Here is a 17621-nt window from a genome sequence, read left to right on the forward strand (position 1 = left end):
CGATGCGCCCAACGCTTGGATTTTTCAGCCGGTTGCTTTTGTCGAGTCTGCTGTTGCTCGCGTCCGCCCCGGCCATGGCGGCGGACCGGCTGGTCGTGGCGTTCGGCGACAGCCTGACCGCCGGCTACAACCTCGGCCCCGGCGAGGGTTCGCCCGCAACTCGATGCAGCCCTGCCCGGCGTGACCGTTCATGACGCCGGGGTCTCCGGCGAGACGACGGCCGGCGGGCTGGCCCGGCTCGACTGGGTGCTCAACAGCCTGAAGCGCACGCCCGATCTGGTGATCCTGGAGCTTGGCGCCAACGACATGCTGCGTGGCCAATCGCCCGAGCAGGCCAAGGCCAACCTCGACGCCATGCTGGCCAAGCTTCGGCAGCGCAGGATCAAGGTGCTGCTGGCCGGCATGCTGGCCGCGCCCAATCTGGGGCGGATTACGGCAAGCGCTTCAACGCGATCTACCCGGCGCTGGCCCGGAAACATGCCGTGCCGCTTTACCCGTTCTTTCTGGACGGCGTGGCGGGCAACCGCGCGCTGCAGCTCGCAGACGGCATGCACCCGAACAAGGCGGGCGTTGCCGTCATGGTCCGGAACATCCTGCCGAGCGTGCGCGCAGCACTGGAGGGAGCGGCCATGCAGCGCCTGTTCGTGGCCATTGAGCCGCCGGCGGCGATCCGCGCGCACCTGCTGTCCCTCATGGGCGGCCTGCCGCACGCGCGCTGGCAAAGCGACGACCAGCTGCACCTGACCGTACGGTTCATCGGCACGGTCGACCGGCACCAGGCCCGCGACTGCGAAGCAGCGCTTGCAGGCCTCAACCATCCGGCGTTCAGCCTGCAACTGGCCGGCATCGGCACCTTCAGCCGGCGCGGCGAAGGGGCGAGCCTGTGGGTCGGCGTCAAACCGGAGCGCCGCTGCACACGCTGTTCAACAAGGTCAATCGTGCGCTGGAGCGGGTCGGCCTGCCGCCGGAGACGCGCGCCTATGCCCCGCACATCACGCTGGCCCGGTTCCCGCGTCCGGGCCCGCAGAAGCTCGAGCCGTTCGTCGCCGGGGTCGGGGCAACACCAGCCCGCCGTTCATGGTCGACGCGCTGACGCTCTACGAAAGCCACCTCACCAGCGACCGCGCCTATTATCAGCCGTTGGCGCGTTATCCGCTGAGCGCCGTCACGCTGCCTGCGAGCGGCTCAGAGAACCGATGAAATCAGCAATGTGATCGTGCAGGCGCTCGACTTGGGCGCGCACCTCTTCGCTGGCATCCTGCACCTGCTGGGAGGCCGTACGCGTATCGGTCGCCGCCCTGTCCACCTCGACGATGCCATCGGCCGTCCTTGAACACCGCTCGCGACCGTTCCGACCGCCCGGTTTATATCAGCGATCGCGCCAGTCTGTTCGTTGATGGACGTCGCAATCTTGCCCGCCGCCGCATTGACCTGGCTGATGGCCATGTTAATTGCGCGAATTGCGCCGACAGCTTCATCGGTGCTCGACTGAATGGCGGCAATCTGGTCTGCGATCTCCCGCGTCGCCTGCGCCGTCTGTCCCGCGAGCGCTTTGACCTCGCCGGCAACGACGGCAAAGCCGCGCCCCGCCTCGCCAGCGCGCGCCGCCTCGATGGTGGCGTTCAGCGCCAAGAGGTTGGTCTGCTCAGCGATGGCGTCGATGAGCGACACGATCTCGCCGATCTTCTTTGCGGCATTGGACAAACTTTCAACCCGCTGGTCGGCCTGCATCGCCTTCTGGACGGCATCCGTGCTGATCGCACGCGCCGCGTTCACCTCGCTGGCAATCATCTGGATCGATGCGGAAACCTGTTCGACTGCCGGCACGACGGTGTTGACGCCATTTTGCGCCAGTTGTGCCGCTTCGGCGGCTTTTCCTGCCTGCGCATCGGTATGTTCGGACAAGCCGTGCATCTGGCGAGCGCAGGCGCCAAGCTGAACGGCGGAGGTACCAAGCCGTTGAATAGGTTGCGACATGCTTGTCTCTAGCTGCGTCGCAAGCGCAAGTATCGATGCCTGCTCCTTCTCCATGGCCTCGCGTGTCTGGGCTTCCCGCTCGGCAGCGCGTGCCTCCGCTTCGATCCGGGACTGTGCGGCAACCTGCGCTATAAGCTGTTCCTGCGCCTTAACGCGTTCCTGCTCGATTTCTGCCTCAAGCACCGCCTGTTCCCGAAGCGCCGCCTGGAAGGCCAGCAGACCTTGCGCCAGCGCGCCGACCTCGTTGCGCAGGTGAACGTAGGGAACCTGGATATCGACCCGATTTTGGGTCAAGCTCTGCATCACGCCGGTTAGGCGCCGGATCGCGCGATCCAGGCCGTAGCCGACAAGGCCACCCATGAGGGCAGCACCTGCCAGTGTCACGGCAACGATTGCCAACTGGAGCAGCAATTTCTGGAAGGCGCGCTGGATGCGCTGCGAAAGCAGCCGGTCTAGTTCATCGCTGGCGGCCGACCACACCTCGGATGCGGCCGCTGTGGCGCCAAAGCCGTGCTCTTGAAAATTTGCACCCACTCCTAGGGGCTGAGCCCCGGTCAAGGCGCTGTGACGGATATTCGCCAGAGTCTCCTCAAGTGGCTTGAGAGCGTCCTCCAGCCGACGTTGCGCCACGCCGAGCGGCCCGTTCGCCAGCGAATGATCCACGTTCCCATCATAAGCAGCCGCGAAGCTGCTGCGCAGCGCGGCCGACGCCACAGTGTAGGCCGTGGCGTCGTTCAACAATGCCAGCCTGTTGGCGCTGCTTGGATCTTTTCATAATCCCGATAGCTCTGGTTCAGTGATACCAGCGCCGCCACAAGCGTCGGAAGCTTGGCGATCACCATATCCATGGTGTAATAACTATCGAGATCCGGGTCGAGGATCAGGTTTGAGGTATCGCCCACCCTTGCGATCAGTGTTATGGTCGCGGCGATTGCCTCATTTTGCTGCATCCGGCTGTTCCGCTCCATGGCTTGGGGCCATCGGGCCAACAGATCCGCGAGCGCCTTGGACTGAGTGCCGCTTGCAAGCATGCCGTCGTATTGGGTCCTGCCCTCTTCTAGCGCCTCAACGGCCTTGGTCAGCAAAGACGAGGAACGCGCGGCTGGAGGCTGCGCTGTCGCCAAGTCTATTACCGGCCATATATTTTTCAGATAATCGACCCCGTTCTTTCCTTCTGGCTGAATGCTATGCTGTCCTGCGCATTCATCACCAGAAGCGAGACGACGACGCCGAGCGGCACAAGAAAGAGCGCAAAAGCAGTAAAGCTTATGCGGAATCGAAAGGCGATCAAGCATGCTGCACCGCTACGAGAAGTGGATGAACACGTGACGCATATGGTACCGACTGCGCCGCAATTTACGACACACGTTACCGCAACTGATGTACCCGCTACAGATTGAGGTAAGTTTAACGGAAGAGCGAAACTTTCGAGACACCAGGGCCGCTATGCCCCTCGCCTTTGGCGATGACGCAATTGCGCCCGTTCTGTTTCGCTTCGTACAACGCCATGTCGGCGCGCTCCAGCACGGTCAGGCAATCCTCTTCGAAGCTTTCCAGCGCGGCGATGCCAATGCTGGCGCTGATTTTCACCTGTTCCCCGCCCGACAGGTGAAATACCTCGGCATACGTCACTTCGTTAAGGCGGCGGGCGATGTTGGTCGCGGTCGTGAGATCCGTGTCGGGCATGAGGATCACGAACTCCTCCCCGCCATAGCGCGCCGCCAGATCGATCCCGCGCACGTTGCGGGAAATTCGCTCCGCGAACTGGCGCAATACCTGATCGCCGACAGCGTGGCCCCAGCGGTCGTTGACGGATTTGAAGTGATCGATGTCGATCATCGCCAGCGCGAAGGGACGGCGGCAGGCGCGCGCGCGCCTCCAGTGTACGCAGATGCGACTCAAGGTAATGCCGGTTGTACAGCCCCGTCACGGCGTCGGTCACCGCCAGTTGCATCGAGAGGTGCATGTTCTCCCGCAGCTTGTCGGTGATGCATTTGCGCTTCCAGAGGCTGCGCAGGCGAGCCCGTATTTCACTCTCGTCGGTCGGCAGTTTCAGGCAGTCACCAACGCCCAGTTCGAATGCCTTGGCCAGCGGACGGACATCGCCGGACTCGTTGGCCGCCAGAATCGCGATCCCGCGGGTTTCTCGCATCGAGCGAAGCCGGGCGATCGCCTGCAGCCCGAACTGTGGATAGCTGCCAAGGTGCACCACAACCACATCGGTATCGTGCTGAGTCAGGCGCTCGAAACCATCGGTGGCACTGTAGCGGTTGACCAGCGTCAGGTTGGACAGTTGCTGCTCGAAGGCCTCCGCTTCGCCGGAAACGGCGAGCAGCGAGACCTTGATTTGTTGATCCGGGCAGGGGTCGCGCCAACCGCATTGGTGAAGACCAGGTCGGTCAGCGAGCGGCTGCGCAGTTCATCGAGCGTGAGTTTAAGCCGGAGCAGGGACCGCACCCGCGCTTGCAGCTCCAGATCGACGATCGGCTTGACCAGGAAGTCATCGGCCCCGGCCTCGAGCCCAGGCCCTCGTTCGGCCGGGCCGTCGACGCCGGTCATCATCAGAACCGGGATATGCGCGGTATGCGGATCGGACTTCAGGCGCCGGCAAACCTCGAAGCCGTCCATTTCCGGCATGACGATGTCGAGGATGATGAGGTCGGGGGTCCAACGTCACGATATCGAGCGCTGACTGGCCGCTATCCGCAGTCACAACTTCATAATATTCGTCCCGCAGTTTGCGTTCCAGCAACTGGCGGACCAGTTCGAGATCATCGACAACCAGGACGCGGGCGGTCACGGAATTGCCACCTTTCGGGCTTCAAGCGAATTGCCGAACAGTTTCTATGAAACGCAGGACGGAAATCGGCTTCGCGATGTAAGCTTCGCAGCCGCCCCTTTATCCGCTCCTCATCGCCTTTCATAGCAAAAGCTGTTACGGCGACGACAGGAATCTGGCTCAAATCGGGATCCTGCTTGATCCAGCGCGTCACATCGAGGCCGGAAACTTCCGGCAGTTGGATATCCATCAGGATCAGGTCGGGCCTGTGTTCTCTGGCAAGGCTTATGACCGCCTTGCCGTCGCGCGTCTGGACAGTGCGGTAAGCGTGCGCTTCCAGCAGATCGCAGAAAAGCTTCATATTCAGCTCGTTGTCTTCCACGACGAGCACGGTCTTCTGCATGTGGCCTTCCCTCTGCCCAAAGCGACACGGCGCTGCGTCCACGCTACCCTGGAACGCATACGACATGAACAGCGCGTGGAACCCCTGATTTGTTGCTGCTTAACAGAAAATCCTTAGAGTTGAAACCTGCTCCGTTGCCTGCCCCTGATCCAATTTGGCACAGTTTCTTTTCAGGCTTCAAAATGCGACGAGACTGAAAATTCAGCATGACGACAAATTAAAAAAGTAACACTAAGACCCTTAATAAGACGTTACCAGAAAGGACAAAGGGGTGCTCGGATCCATCGATCCGCAAAGCCCAGGCGGCGAGACCGGGCGCATTGGGGAGATCGCCGGACGGTTGATCGCGGAGATGGATTTGACCTCTCCCGTCTCCGTCGGCCAACGCGATCTGTTGCGGCAGGTGCTGCAGTTTGCAACCGATGCGGAACACACCATGATGCGGCAGGCGCAGCAGCTGAGCTCGCTGCGCGACTCGACCCTGATCGACGATATGACCGGGGTACCGAACAAGCGCGGCCTGGAGCGGTTGTTCGCCCGCTCGGTGGCGTTTTCGTCACGCTATGGCGACACCGCTGTTCTCGTGAAAGTGGAAATCCGCGACCATGAACAGACGCTCAACGGCCTTCCGCCGCTCCAGCTCTCCTCGACGCTGTACGCGGTGGCACGGACCGTCAGCCGGCTGATCCGCTCAAGCGACGTTCTCGCACGCATCGGCCCGCGTGAATTCGCCATCCTGCTGGAGCGATGCCCCAGGCATCGGCACCGGACAAGGCGCGCGCGATCTGCCGCGAGCTTAACAAGATCGACATCGAGACCGCGGACGGGCGGCAGCCGCTGCAGTTCGGCTTCGGGCTGGCTGCGATTTCCCGCAGGCGACGCTGGCCAGCGCCCTGGCGCTGGCGGAACGCGACATGCTGCGGCGCTCTCTCGGGCCGGCCTGAGGTCTTGCTGGATCGCCGCGGCTGCCGTGCAGCCTCGTGATGACGGCGACGCATCAAGCGAAACAGGACTGGCTCTAGCCAGCACCGGCGGTTTTGCGTAAGTGTTTCTGGTTGTTTCATGAACCATACGCCGTGAGGTTATCCGATGTTCGTTGAGTCGCGCCTGGTTGAACTGGGGTTTCCCTGCCTCAGCCGGCCGCCCCGGTCGCCAACTACGTTCCCTGGGTCAAGAGCGGCAACCAGCTCTACGTGTCCGGCCAGTTGCCGCTGCGCGATGGCGTGCTCGCCTACACCGGCAAGGTCGGCGAGACCGTCTCGGTCGAGGATGCGACGCAGGCCGCCCGCCTGTGCGGGATCAATCTGCTCGCACAGGCGAAGGCGGCGCTTGGCTCGCTGGAGAAAGTGCGGCGCGTGGTGAAGCTTGGCGCGTTCGTCAGTTCGGCCTCCGACTTTACCCGGCAGCCAGTGGTCGCCAACGGCGCATCCGATCTGATGGTGGCGGCATTCGGCGAGACGGTCGGCCGGCATGCCCGCAGCGCCGTCGGCGTTAACGTGCTGCCGCTCGACGCCGCGGTGGAAATCGATGCCGTTTTCGAAATCGATCCCGATTGATTTTAACCGAACAGGCAGGGCACAACCCTTATTGGCGTTCATGTAAAGAGAGGGCTGCATGCCACCTGCCTCGCCACCGGTAAGAGACAGCGGCGCTAGCGTTCGCCTAGCCTGGCTCACCCGTCAGCCGTTCGCCTGGCGCGGTTCGGTCGCCCCTGATGCCCCGCCCAATACGCTGGCGGCGCTCGACAGGGCGAGCCGCACCGGGTTCGGTATCGTCATCGACGTCCAGCAGACCTTCGATAGCGACGTTGTCGTCTTCGGGGATCCGATGCTCGAAGGTTTGACCGATATCGAGGGGCCCTCCTATGGTGCCAATGTGCTGCAGGAAACCCGGATCAAGGGTACGGCGCACACGATTCCGGTTCTGATGTCGGCGCTGCTGCAAGTCGGCGGGCGCACCCCGATCATCATGAACGCCATGACCACCAGCGCCAGGATGCGACCGCTCTGCTATGCGATTCGCCGGGCGCTGGAGGGCTACCGCGGCCCATGCGCCGTCATGTCGACCGATCCGGAGGTGGTCTGCTGGTTCGGCCGGAACATGCCGAATATCCCGCGCGCCATCAACGTGACGCCGGAGACGGCGGAGTTCGGCCGCGGGCGATCATGCCGCCCGGCATGCGGCTGCTCTCGGCGGTCATGCGCGCGCGCCCGCATTTCATGGCGTTCCAGGCCAACAGCCTGCCCAACCGATTGGCGACGCGCCTGCGCAACCATGGCATCCCGATCCTCGCCATGGGCGTCGGCAGCATGCAGGCGCACATGCGGGTCAACAATCACGCGGACAATGTGGCGATCGACACCTTGGCGATGTCCGGCGCGTCGACCGTCGCATCCGTTCCGCACGACGCGCAAGCGCCGCAGCGTCGCGCGGAGCCGGGGTTGGCGCGATAGTGCCAGTCGACCAGCCATGGCCGTTCTGAGCGCGCATACGAGCGTCGATGCTATCGCAGCACATGATTGGGACGCCTGTGCCGGCACGGGCAACCCGTTCGTCCGCCATGCGTTTTTCATGCGCTTGAAGCCAGCGACAGCGCCTGCGCCGCCACGGGCTGGCTGCCGCTGCACCTGAGCGTCGATCTGGGCGACGGCATCGCCGGCATCGCGCCCGCCTATGTAAAAGCCACTCGCAGGGCGAATATGTGTTCGATCACGGCTGGGCCGACGCCTTCGAGCGCGCCGGCGGCCGCTATTACCCCAAGCTGCAGGTGAGCGTTCCGTTCACCCCGGCGACCGGGCCACGCCTGATGACACGCACGCCGGACGCTGCCCCGCACCTGATCGCCGGACTGCAGGCGCTGGCTGAGGGCAACGGCTTGTCCTCAGTCCATGCAACCTTTCTGACCCAGGATCAGGCGGAACTGTTGGATGCCGCCGGCTGGCTGATCCGCATGGACCGGCAGTTCCACTGGCAGGACGCCGGCTATGGCGATTTCGAGGGATTTCTCGGCCCTCGCCTCACGCAAGCGCAAAGCGATCCGCAAGGAGCGTGCGACCGCGCTTGAAGGCGGCATTTCCATTCGCTGGATCACCGGCGCAGACCTCAGGCAAGCGCACTGGGACGCGTTTTGGACCTTCTATCAGGATACGGGGGCGCGCAAATGGGGCAGCCCTACCTCACGCGCCGTTTCTTCTCGATGCTCGGCGAGGCCATGGCGGAGTCGGTCCTGCTGGTGTTCGCCTATCGGAACGGCCGCCCGGTCGCCGGGGCGCTCAACCTCATCGGCGCGGACACGCTCTACGGCCGCTACTGGGGCGCGATCGAGGACCATCCCTGCCTGCATTTCGAGGTCTGCTATTATCAGGCGATCGACTTCGCGCTCGCGCGTGGCCTGACGCGGGTCGAGGCTGGTGCGCAAGGCGAACACAAGCTAGCGCGCGGCTATGCGCCGACGCCCACATGGTCGGCGCACTGGATCGCCCATGCCGGACTGCGCCGCGCGGTGGCCGATTTTCTGGACCACGAGCGCCGCGCCATGGCGGACATCATCGCCGAACTGGATCAGGCGACGCCGTTCCGGCGACAATCGGAATAGCGTCAGTCCGCCTTTGAGGCATCAAAGGCCGGATAAAAGGGCCTGCTCTTATGCCTGAGGCCTTTCTTGGGTAGTGTCTCAGTTTGAAACCTCCCCGCTCACCCTGAGCTGGACGAAGGAGAGCGGCTCGTGGTTCGGTCCGAGCTCACCACGAGCGGATTTTTCAAACTGAGATACTACACTTTCTTGTCGTTTCTAGGCCCTTCCCGTTAACGGGAAGAGCCTAATGGGCGACGGTCACGGCGGCGACGCCGCTGGCGGCGAGCTGGGCGTTGATCTGCGCGACCAGTCGCTCAAGGCCATCGGGCGACGCGGACTCGGCGCGGGCGACCAGCACATCCTGCGTGTTGGAAGCACGCAGCAGCCACCAGCCATCGGCCGTATTCACCCGTGCGCCATCGATGTCGTTGACCTGCGCGCCGTCCGCGCCGAGGCGCGCCATGACCTCGCCGATCACGGCAAACTTGCGCTCCTCGGAGCAGGGGAAGCGCAGTTCCGGCGTGCTGACCAGTTCGGGCATCGCACTCTTGAGCACGCTGAGGTCGCCACCGAGCGCGCTGACCGCCTCGATCAGGCGCACGCCGGCATAGAGCGCATCATCGAAGCCGTAATAGCGGTCCGCGAAGAACACGTGGCCGCTCATCTCGCCCGCGAGCGGACTGCCGGTTTCCTTCATCTTGGCCTTGATGAGGGAGTGCCCGGTCTTCCACATCAGCGGCTGGCCGCCGAGCGCTGCTATGCGATCGTACAGCAGCTGGCTTGACTTAACGTCGCCGATCACGATCGCGCCCGGATGCTGCTTCAGCAGGGCCTCCGCATAGATCGCCAGCAACTGGTCGCCCCAGATCACCCGGCCCTTGCCGTCGATGGCACCGATGCGGTCCCCGTCACCGTCGAAGGCGATGCCGAAGTCGAGGCCGCCATCCGCCACCGCCTGCTTCAGCTGCTCAAGGTTGGCCTCGACCGTCGGGTCCGGGTGGTGCGCCGGGAAGGTGCCGTCGACCCGGCTGTTGAGCAGGACATGCTCGCCCGGAAGCCTGGCGGCCAGCTTTTCCAGCGCCGGGCCGGCGGCGCCGTTGCCCGCATCCCACGCGATGCGGAAGCCAGTGCCCTGGAAGCCCTCCAGCAGGCGGGCGACATACTGGTCGAGCAGGTCGATCGACTGTTCGTCGCCTGCGCCGCTTTCCCAGTCGCCGCGGGCCGCGACGGCACCGAGCGCCTTGATGGCATCGCCGAAGAACGGCGCGTGCCCGAGCATCATCTTGAAGCCGTTGTAGTTCGGCGGATTGTGCGAACCGGTGATCTGGATGCCGCCATCAGCGTTCAGCGCGTAGACGGCGTAATAGAGCATCGGTGTCGCGCCGAGGCCGATGCGCAGGGCGTCCACGCCCGCCTCGCGCAGGCCCATGACCAGCGCCTGTTCCAGGCTCGGCGAGGACAGCCGGCCATCGTAGCCGACCGCGACCCGGCTGCCGCCCTGCCGGCGCACGATGCTGCCGAAGCTGCGGCCGATCGCGCGGGCGTCGGCCTCGTTCAGGGTTTCGTCGATGACGCCGCGGATGTCGTATTCACGAAGAATGGTCGGGTGAAAATTGTGCATGGCAGAAACGTCCGTGTAAGCAGCTGCGGAAAAGAACGTCCGGGCTTTAGGCTTTTGAACGACCTTCCGTCAATGCAGCCAGGATCCTGTCCCGGGCGGCGTTGATCTGCTGCGCCAACGCATCCGTGCCGCCCTTGTCAGGGTGAAGGCGCTGCATCAGCCGCTGGTGCGCGGCGCGCACATCGTCGGGGTGGCGGCCTCGGGCAGGCCGAGCAGTGCATAGGCGTCCTGGAGGCCGGGCTGCGCCGCGGGCGGCTCAGGCGGCTGGCGATTGAGCAGGCGGTGCAGGAGGCCTGCGGCGATGGCGGCGACAATCGGCAGCAGAACGCCGCCGCGCCCGGTCATCACCATGGCAACGCCAAGCGCAAGCGCGAGGCCGGCAAGCGTGTACACCAGCCGCTTGACGTCGCGCGGCCTGGCACGGGCGAGCCAGGGCAGCCCCGCCCAGGCCACTGCCAGCGCCGCCGCTGCCAGCAGCAGCGGGATCATGCGGCGGTGTCACCAAGCACGAGGACGCCATCCTCCGTGGCCGCCTTCGCGACCGGCAGATTGAGGTTGCCCATCAGGTCGCGCAACTCCTGGCGCGCAGAAAGTTGCGACATGGTGAGCGGCGCGGCCTGGCCGAGGTCGAGCAGAGTCTGCCCTTGCGGGAACAGTTCCCGAAAGATCACCCGCTCGGAAAGGCCGGGGATGACCCGGAAGCCGATGCGCTTGGCCAGTTGGTCCAGCGCATCGCCGACCCGGCGCATGTTGCGCGCTTCCAGATGCGACAGGCGCGTACGCAGGACGATCCAGTCGATCGATTGACCATCGCGCCGGGCGCGCGCCTTGCGGCTGTTCCAGACCATCTCCGCATAGACGCTGGGGCGGGAGACCTTCAGGCTGTCGGGGTCGACCTGGCCGAGAAGATCGAAATCGACGAAGCTGTCATTCATCGGCGTAATGAGCGTATCGGCATGGGCGTGGGCCGCGCGCGACAGTGCACTGTCGCGGCCCGGGCAGTCGACGACGATCACATCCTTCTCGGCAAGCCAGGCGCCGCCTCGGAGTCGAAGCGCGCGGCGTCAGTCGCCTGATCGCCGTCCATCAGCGCCATAACCTCCGGCGTCGGTGGCGTCAGGCCATGGCGCGCGGCATGGGTCGCGCGGTTTTCCAGATACCGCGCCATGCTGCGCTGCCGGCCGTCGAGGTCAATCGCGCCGACCTTGAGGCCCTGGTGCGCAAGCGCGACCGCGATGTGGACAGCCGTGGTCGATTTGCCCGACCCGCCCTTCTCATTTCCCAATACGATGACATGCGCCTTCATGACTGCGCAGACGCCCCAGCTTATCGTTGTCCCGCGACGTTGGCTCTTGCCTGCGCGTCGCTCCTGTTCAATCACTGTTTCGGCGATGTCCGATGCGCCGTCAACTGGCGCGTCGTCGTTGCGTCCACCAACCAGGTATCCCCACGACCATGACTGAAACCCCGCTCCCTCTCCTGCGCAGCGTCGCGGATTTGCGCCAGCAAGTGGCGGCCTGGCGCGCTGGCGGCGCGCGCGTCGCGCTGGTCCCGACCATGGGCGCGCTGCATGCGGGCCATGCCTCCCTGGTCGCCAAGGCGCTGGAGCATGCCGAGCGGGTCGTGGTCTCGGTGTTCGTCAATCCGACCCAGTTCGGCCCGCATGAGGATTTCGAGGCCTACCCGCGCCAGGAAGCCGCCGATGTCCGCGCTGCGGCGGACGCCGGTGCCCATGCCGTCTATGCGCCCGACACGCGCGCCATGTACCCGGATGGCTTCGCGACGTCGGTCACGGTCGCCGGCCTCAGCGATGGTCTTTGCGGCCCCTGGCGGCCGGGTCATTTCGAGGGCGTGGCGACCGTGGTCGCCAAGCTGCTGAACCAGGCGCAGGCCGACGTCGCCATATTCGGCGAGAAGGACTACCAGCAACTGGCGATCATCCGCCGGCTGGCGCGCGATCTCGACATCCCGACGGAAATCATCGGCGCGCCGCTGGTGCGCGATGCCGACGGCGTGGCCCTGTCTTCGCGCAATACCCGGCTCGACCCGCCCAGCGCGCCGTCGCCCAGGCCTTGCCGCGGGTTCTCACGCAGTGCGTCCGTCGCATTCAGGCGGGCGCGCCGGTTGCCGAAGTGCTGGCGGATGGACGGCAGGCGCTGCACGCGGCCGGTTTCGATCAGGTCGATTATCTCGATCTGCGCGACGCCGAAACGCTGGCGCCGATGCCACGCCTCGACCGGCCGGGCCGCCTGCTTGCGGTCGCGCGGCTGGGCGACGTGCGGTTGCTCGACAACATGCCGGTTGGCCTTCCTTAAGTCAGCATAACCATATCGGCAAATATACCCTTAAATTCAGTTACCATTTATTAACGCTCTATCCCGTATTGCTGAGGCTGGGGGCGGGTAAAGGCTGCGTAGTGCGCTTGGCCTTGCGGTCCTCGAACTGTGCAATCCGATAACCGCCGTAACCTGAGGTCTTGCACATGACCTGCCTGATACGGGATTTCATGCAACCTGTTGGCGATGGGCCAATCGATTGCACGTTGATCGAGACGGTACTCGACGCCAATGCGACGCTCGACTCGCTGCTGGCGCGGCGTGACCTCGATACCCTGATCAAATGCGGGGCATGGGTGATGGACGGCGGCGAGCTCTGCGGTCGCCTCGACCCCGTGGAACTGCTGCGCCTGCTGAACCGGCGCGCCAAGCATGCAGTGCGCGATCGCGACAGCGCGCGCCGGTCGCTGGCGCAACAGATGCAGGAGCGCAAGACGCTGTTCGCCAATTTGAGCCACGAGCTGCGAACGCCGCTCAACGCCATCGTGGGCTATTCGGACCTGATCCGCTCCGGGGTGTTCGGCGATATCCAGCCATCCGCCTATGCCGGCTATGTCGATGCGATCCACGAATCGGGGAACACCTGGTCGCGCTGGTCGACGCCGTGCTCGATCTGGCCAAGATCGACGCCAATGCGATGACCCTGAAGGAAACCGACATCGATGTGCGCGCTGTGCTGGACCAGATGGCGCGTATGGTCATGCCGCTGGCCGAGCGCCGCGGCGTCAGCGTTTCCGTGAAGCAGCGCGGCAGCCTGCCCAGGCTCTATGCCGACGAGCGTATCCTGCGGCAGATCCTGCTCAACCTGCTCAGCAATGCGGTCAAATACACCTATGCCGATACAGCGGTGACGCTGACGGTGCGCCTGCTTGCATCCGGCCAGATGCGCTTCGAGGTGCGCGATCATGGTCCGGGTATCGATCCCGATATGCTGGACGAGGTCATGCAGCCATTCACCCAGTTCGGCGAGGCGGCGGGCGACATGCTGCGCTCGACCGGGCTTGGGCTGCCGCTGGTCAAGGCGCTGACCGAACTGCACGACGGCGCCTTCGAGTTGCATTCCCAGCTCGGGCTGGGCACGCGCGCCGTGGTGACCTTGCCGGCGAGCCGCGTGCGGCACGCCGATGGCGGCCGCCCCAGGGTGAATTTACCTTTACGCGCGCTGGAAGCGCTGTCGCGGATGCACGCCTGAGCAACTTTTAGACCATGATCTCCCCTCCCGCTTGCGGAAAGGGTGGTGCGAAGCACCGGGGTGAGCCCAGGATCGGCGCGGCGATGCGCCCACCCTGGCCCGCCGGCTCCCTCCCCGAAGGGAAGATATGAACCAGCCCCGGAAAGCGCACATCCAGGCAACACACTGTTCGCAAAACCCGCCCGCGTTAACCTTTTCTTGGGAGGCGGTTTGGCAGTCTCGTCCCTGACTTAAGGAACCGTCGCCAGAAGGGGCGCGGTAGGGAAGTCGGAGAAGATTATGACTGTTGCAGCAAGCGACATCGTACGGCATTTGAAGGCCGCTCGGAGCGGCAAACCGGATGCGCTGTACGATCTGGGATTATCCTATGCTTTGGGGCGCGGCGTCGAGCCGAACCTGATTGAAGCACACAAGTGGCTCAATCTTGCCGCCATGAAAGGCGTAAAGGCCGCACAGACAGTGCGCGCGGAACTGGCGGCGGAAATGAGCGCCTGCGAGATCGCGGAAGCCCAGCGCATGGCCCGCGAATGGTTGAGCGAGACCCGGCACTGACCAGAGCCAGCCCCGTATAGATTGGGGTACAGGACTCATTAGAGTCTGATGACATTGGATGGGATCGTCATTCCGATCTTCACGGAGCAGGCTGTAAAGTCCGCTCGTGGTGAGCTTGGACGAACCACGAGCCGCTCATCCCTTCGTCCAGCTCAGGGCGAGCGGCGCGTGTGCAACCGCGCGATAGCGCGTGGTTCAACGTAAAGTCATCAGGCTCTAGCAGGCCGTTGAAAAAGTGGAACAATACAGTCCCTTTTCGTCATTCCGGCCCCGGCTTTCGCCGGGGTGACGGCCATAGGGTTGGAGTCTGAGAAACCACTTTTCAACAGCCTGTTAGAGCGCTGGGGCGAACGGAGCGCGCTGTCCGGTCCGGCCTACAACCGGCGCGCGGCGACGATGCCCGGACGGCCGGCGGCCGCCTGGCGCGCCAGCACGTCGGCCAGCGGTTCGGCCAGCGTCGTCATCCACCAGGCGTTGGCGTGCAGCAGGGTCTCAGCATCCGTCATGATGCCGACATGCCCGGGCAGAAACACCAGGTCGCCCCGTCGCAGCCCGTCGGCCGGGTCGATGGCGACGCCCAGCACCTGCTGCTGATCGCTGTCGCGCGGCGCTGCGATCCCCGCCGCCGCCAGCGCCACCTGCACCAGGCCGGAGCAATCCAGCCCGGCGCGCGTGCGTCCGCCCCAGAGATAGGGGCTGCCGACCAGGCGCTGCGCCGCCGCGACATGATCCGGCGCAAACGCATGGCGCAATTCAAGCGTGCGTGCGTGCACGAAGCCGGCACCGACACGCAGGAACGGCGGCTCCGCGTCAAGCGCCTGCACCTGCGCTCCCATCGGCAACCAGCCGACCGGCGCGGACTTGATGCTCGCGGCTGAGAAGATATGCGCCGCCGCCGCCGCCACGCGGTGGCTGGGCGCGATGCCGGCCAGCGTCAGGGTTTCGGCGGCCACATAGCCGACATAGCCGTCGTGCCGGCACTGGCCCCAGCACCAGCCGTCCCGGGTTTCCAGCACGTCGAAGCCTTCGCCGTAGAGCAGTGCGCTGACGGCTTGCGAATGCGCGTCGGGCTCGTGGTGCACCGGCGTTGTCGCGCTGGCGCAAACGTGCAGCGTCGGCGCGGCATGGCGTGCGGCGGGCAGGTGGCGCAACCGGTCGTCGGCGAGGTCTGGCCGCCAGAGCAGCAGGCGGCGGTCGTCGGGAGGGTCATCGGCGGCTCCAGTCGGCCGCCTTATGGTCCAGGCTCAGGCCAGCGGCAAGCTGCGTGCGCTGCCAAGGCTGGGGCGATCGTCGACGTCGCCGAACGCCTCTTCGATCTGCTCGCTGAACTCGCTGAGGAAGTCGGCGCCTTGCGGCGTCTGTTCGATGAGGACATTGCGCAGATCGGCTTCGTCCTTGCGGCGGCGCAGATAGCCGTAGGCTCCGAGCGTATTGAGCGCGCGCGTCACCACCGGCTTGAGACGCCCAGCCGCGCCGCCAGCCCGCGCACCGTGTGCGGTCCGTTCTGCATGTAGACCGTCATCAGGATCGCCATCTGTCGATTGGTGAGGTCAGGCTGATCCGAACGAACAAAGCCTACAAGCGTGTTCATCCAGCAACGCAGTGCGCTATGCTGTTCTGCCTCGAAATCGTGCGCCATCGGTCTCACTCCTTACTGACCCTTAACGCAACGGTGGGCCGAATTTCTTAACAAAAACTTACCTGAAATATTTAAGGTCCGTTATTTACCCTCATTTCGTACCGTATCGATCCGCCAGCAGATGCCAGAACGCACGCAGGGTCATGGCCTCCCCGCCCTTGATTCGCCCCGGTTTCGCAGCGCCCGACCAGGCGTAAACGTCGATATGCACCCAGTTTTGAATACTCTTGACGAACTGCTGCAGAAACAGCGCAGCGGTTATCGCGCCAGCATAGGACGAATCGGCAGCGTTTACCATGTCGGCGACGGAAGATTTCATCATCTCGCGGTATCCCGGCCACAAGGGCATGCGCCACAGCGGATCGGCCGTCCGGGTCGCGGCCGCCAGCAGCGCTTCCGCCAGGGCATCGTCGGGCGTGAACATCGCCGGCAGGTCCGGACCGAGGGCCACGCGGGCGGCGCCGGTCAGAGTCGCGAAGTCGATCAGCAGATCGGGCTCGAACTCGGCAGCCGCCGTCAGCGCATCAGCCAGGATCAGCCGGCCCTCGGCATCGGTGTTGGTCACTTCGACCGTCAGCCCGGCACGGGTGTGCAGCACGTCGCCCGGCCGCATGGCGTCGCCGGAGATCGCGTTCTCGACGGCTGGAATGATGACCCGCAGCGTGACCGGCAGGTCGTGCGCCATCACCAGGTGCGCCAGCGCCAGCGCGTGGGCCGCACCACCCATGTCCTTTTCATCGCCGCCATGCCGGCGGTCGTCTTGATGTTCAGGCCGCCGCTGTCGAACACCACGCCCTTGCCAACCAGCGCCAGCACCGGCTTGTCGCCGTCCGCCGAGCCGGACCAGTCGAGCCGGATCAGTCGCGGCGGCCGCGCCGCCGCCCGGCCGACCGCATGTACCGCCGGATAGCCCTGGGTGAGCAGGTCCGCCCCGACGATTTCCGTAACCGCCGCGCCGAAGCGGGCAGCGAGCGCACGCGCCGCCTGGCCAAGCTGCTCGGGGCCGAGGTCGCTGGCCGGCGTCGTCACCAGGTCTCGCACCAGCGCAATCGCCTCGGCCTGGGCGACCAGCGTCGCGACAGGCGTTGCGTCCGGCACCAGCAGCCGGCGCGCGGGAACCACCTCCACCTCCTTGCGGTAGCGGTTGAACCGATAGTGCGCGAGCAGCCAGCCGATCAGGTCCGGGTCATCCGGGGCGTGGCCTTCCAGCCGGTAGTCGCCGGCCGGTGCCTCGGCCGCCACGCTCGCCAGCCGCCACGGGCCGGGTTCAGGCGACACGCCGGCCAGGACCGCCGCCAGGCCGCCGGCAGCATCGGGAACGGCCAGCCACTGGCCGGGTTTCGCCTCGAAGCCGAGGCGCGCCGCCCAGGCCTGCGCCTCCGCACCAAGCGCGCCCAGTCCCTCCGGCGTCACGATTTTCAGAGGCGTTGCATCGCGGCCATCGTCTGCAACCAGAAGATTATTAAACATGGTGTTTCCCGGAAATGTTGCGCCTCGTCTATACGCTCGCGCCATGCCTCGATAGTGCTAAATGGGCCGGAATGCGCC

At 65.0% G+C, this 17621-nt stretch carries 19 protein-coding genes and 6 pseudogenes; 13 read left to right on the forward strand and 12 right to left on the reverse strand.

The window, feature by feature from the left end; translation table 11 throughout:
* The first annotated feature begins 2 nt into the window (after positions 1-2).
* The 5 genes and pseudogenes from E6W36_RS22880 to E6W36_RS20215 all read left to right on the forward strand — a co-directional run bounded on the left by E6W36_RS22880 (position 3) and on the right by E6W36_RS20215 (position 1200).
* Positions 3-194, forward strand: coding sequence for a hypothetical protein (locus E6W36_RS22880; protein WP_425459673.1), 192 nt, complete (start codon positions 3-5; stop codon positions 192-194).
* A complete protein-coding gene (locus E6W36_RS03080) occupies positions 181-744 on the forward strand; it encodes a GDSL-type esterase/lipase family protein (protein ID WP_425459674.1) in 564 nt (187 codons plus the stop codon). The genes E6W36_RS22880 and E6W36_RS03080 overlap by 14 nt, the downstream gene beginning before the upstream one ends.
* A pseudogene (locus E6W36_RS17580) lies at positions 693-851 on the forward strand (2'-5' RNA ligase family protein); the annotation flags it as partial. The gene E6W36_RS03080 and the pseudogene E6W36_RS17580, both read left to right, overlap by 52 nt.
* A gap of 32 nt (positions 852-883) precedes the next feature.
* Positions 884-1093 carry a 2'-5' RNA ligase family protein gene (locus tag E6W36_RS17585; RefSeq protein ID WP_246048415.1) on the forward strand — a complete coding sequence of 70 codons (210 nt, stop codon included), beginning with the start codon at positions 884-886 and terminating at the stop codon, positions 1091-1093.
* The gene (locus tag E6W36_RS20215; RefSeq protein ID WP_281277600.1) at positions 1078-1200 is read left to right on the forward strand and encodes a hypothetical protein; all 123 of its coding nucleotides are present in this window, start codon (positions 1078-1080) and stop codon (positions 1198-1200) included. The genes E6W36_RS17585 and E6W36_RS20215 overlap by 16 nt, the downstream gene beginning before the upstream one ends.
* On the opposite strand, the gene E6W36_RS20220 is transcribed toward E6W36_RS20215, so the two are convergent.
* The 5 genes from E6W36_RS20220 to E6W36_RS03110 all read right to left on the reverse strand — a co-directional run bounded on the left by E6W36_RS20220 (position 1186) and on the right by E6W36_RS03110 (position 5159).
* Positions 1186-2715: a methyl-accepting chemotaxis protein gene (locus tag E6W36_RS20220; RefSeq protein WP_281277432.1), complete on the reverse strand. Its 1530-nt coding sequence runs from the start codon at positions 2713-2715 to the stop codon at positions 1186-1188. The genes E6W36_RS20215 and E6W36_RS20220 overlap by 15 nt on opposite strands.
* Complete coding sequence (locus E6W36_RS03095) at positions 2712-3272, reverse strand: hypothetical protein (RefSeq protein WP_222873715.1); 561 nt, start codon at positions 3270-3272, stop codon at positions 2712-2714. Before E6W36_RS03095 ends, E6W36_RS20220 begins: the two co-directional genes overlap by 4 nt.
* Positions 3273-3384: 112 nt before the next feature.
* Positions 3385-3879 carry a GGDEF domain-containing protein gene (locus tag E6W36_RS03100; RefSeq protein WP_222873716.1) on the reverse strand — a complete coding sequence of 165 codons (495 nt, stop codon included), beginning with the start codon at positions 3877-3879 and terminating at the stop codon, positions 3385-3387.
* Between the two features lie 378 nt (positions 3880-4257).
* Positions 4258-4632: a response regulator gene (locus E6W36_RS03105; RefSeq protein WP_281277592.1), complete on the reverse strand. Its 375-nt coding sequence runs from the start codon at positions 4630-4632 to the stop codon at positions 4258-4260.
* Between the two features lie 116 nt (positions 4633-4748).
* The gene (locus tag E6W36_RS03110; protein ID WP_425459675.1) at positions 4749-5159 is read right to left on the reverse strand and encodes a response regulator; all 411 of its coding nucleotides are present in this window, start codon (positions 5157-5159) and stop codon (positions 4749-4751) included.
* 271 nt (positions 5160-5430) lie between these two features.
* Here E6W36_RS03110 and E6W36_RS03115 point away from each other — a divergent pair, with 271 nt between their 5' ends.
* From E6W36_RS03115 to E6W36_RS03130, 4 genes and pseudogenes are all read left to right on the forward strand, one after another.
* Positions 5431-6204, forward strand: coding sequence for a GGDEF domain-containing protein (locus E6W36_RS03115; protein WP_222873718.1), 774 nt, complete (start codon positions 5431-5433; stop codon positions 6202-6204).
* An 82-nt stretch (positions 6205-6286) separates the two neighbouring features.
* Positions 6287-6715 (forward strand): RidA family protein, encoded by a 429-nt coding sequence (locus E6W36_RS03120; RefSeq protein ID WP_222874387.1) that lies wholly within the window; start codon positions 6287-6289, stop codon positions 6713-6715.
* 492 nt (positions 6716-7207) lie between these two features.
* Positions 7208-7612 (forward strand): PI-PLC domain-containing protein, encoded by a 405-nt coding sequence (locus E6W36_RS03125; protein ID WP_222874557.1) that lies wholly within the window; start codon positions 7208-7210, stop codon positions 7610-7612.
* Positions 7613-7678: 66 nt separating this feature from the next.
* Positions 7679-8754: pseudogene (locus E6W36_RS03130) on the forward strand (GNAT family N-acetyltransferase).
* Positions 8755-8977: 223 nt separating this feature from the next.
* On the opposite strand, the gene pgmG reads toward E6W36_RS03130, so the two are convergent.
* The 4 genes and pseudogenes from pgmG to E6W36_RS22885 all read right to left on the reverse strand — a co-directional run bounded on the left by pgmG (position 8978) and on the right by E6W36_RS22885 (position 11660).
* Positions 8978-10354, reverse strand: coding sequence for a phosphoglucomutase/phosphomannomutase PgmG (gene pgmG / locus E6W36_RS03135; RefSeq protein ID WP_222873719.1), 1377 nt, complete (start codon positions 10352-10354; stop codon positions 8978-8980).
* A 46-nt stretch (positions 10355-10400) separates the two neighbouring features.
* Positions 10401-10535, reverse strand: coding sequence for a J domain-containing protein (locus E6W36_RS03140; RefSeq protein WP_425459676.1), 135 nt, complete (start codon positions 10533-10535; stop codon positions 10401-10403).
* Positions 10511-10843, reverse strand: a complete 333-nt coding sequence (locus tag E6W36_RS03145; protein ID WP_222873720.1) for a hypothetical protein — start codon at positions 10841-10843, stop codon at positions 10511-10513. The genes E6W36_RS03140 and E6W36_RS03145 overlap by 25 nt, the downstream gene beginning before the upstream one ends.
* Positions 10840-11660, reverse strand: a pseudogene (locus tag E6W36_RS22885) (division plane positioning ATPase MipZ). The gene E6W36_RS03145 and the pseudogene E6W36_RS22885 overlap by 4 nt, the downstream one beginning before the upstream one ends.
* Before the next feature lie 149 nt (positions 11661-11809).
* Here E6W36_RS22885 and panC point away from each other — a divergent pair.
* The 4 genes and pseudogenes from panC (at position 11810) to E6W36_RS03175 (ending at position 14434) form a co-directional block, all read left to right on the forward strand.
* Positions 11810-12669 (forward strand): annotated as a pseudogene (gene panC, locus E6W36_RS03160) (pantoate--beta-alanine ligase).
* A gap of 227 nt (positions 12670-12896) precedes the next feature.
* Positions 12897-13331 (forward strand): histidine kinase dimerization/phospho-acceptor domain-containing protein, encoded by a 435-nt coding sequence (locus tag E6W36_RS03165; protein WP_222873723.1) that lies wholly within the window; start codon positions 12897-12899, stop codon positions 13329-13331.
* Entirely contained in the window at positions 13295-13882 is a 588-nt protein-coding gene (locus E6W36_RS03170; RefSeq protein ID WP_222873724.1) for a sensor histidine kinase, read from the forward strand. The genes E6W36_RS03165 and E6W36_RS03170 overlap by 37 nt, the downstream gene beginning before the upstream one ends.
* A gap of 279 nt (positions 13883-14161) precedes the next feature.
* Positions 14162-14434 carry an SEL1-like repeat protein gene (locus tag E6W36_RS03175; RefSeq protein WP_222873725.1) on the forward strand — a complete coding sequence of 91 codons (273 nt, stop codon included), beginning with the start codon at positions 14162-14164 and terminating at the stop codon, positions 14432-14434.
* 374 nt (positions 14435-14808) lie between these two features.
* Here the strand turns inward: E6W36_RS03175 and E6W36_RS03180 are convergent, their stop codons facing one another.
* The 3 genes and pseudogenes from E6W36_RS03180 to E6W36_RS03190 all read right to left on the reverse strand — a co-directional run bounded on the left by E6W36_RS03180 (position 14809) and on the right by E6W36_RS03190 (position 17543).
* Positions 14809-15585 (reverse strand): C40 family peptidase, encoded by a 777-nt coding sequence (locus E6W36_RS03180; RefSeq protein WP_222873726.1) that lies wholly within the window; start codon positions 15583-15585, stop codon positions 14809-14811.
* 93 nt (positions 15586-15678) lie between these two features.
* A pseudogene (locus E6W36_RS03185) lies at positions 15679-16073 on the reverse strand (MarR family transcriptional regulator).
* Between the two features lie 91 nt (positions 16074-16164).
* A pseudogene (locus E6W36_RS03190) lies at positions 16165-17543 on the reverse strand (leucyl aminopeptidase family protein).
* Between the last annotated feature and the right edge of the window lie 78 nt (positions 17544-17621).

Source organism: Hankyongella ginsenosidimutans, assembly GCF_005144965.1.
GTDB lineage: Bacteria > Pseudomonadota > Alphaproteobacteria > Sphingomonadales > Sphingomonadaceae > Hankyongella > Hankyongella ginsenosidimutans.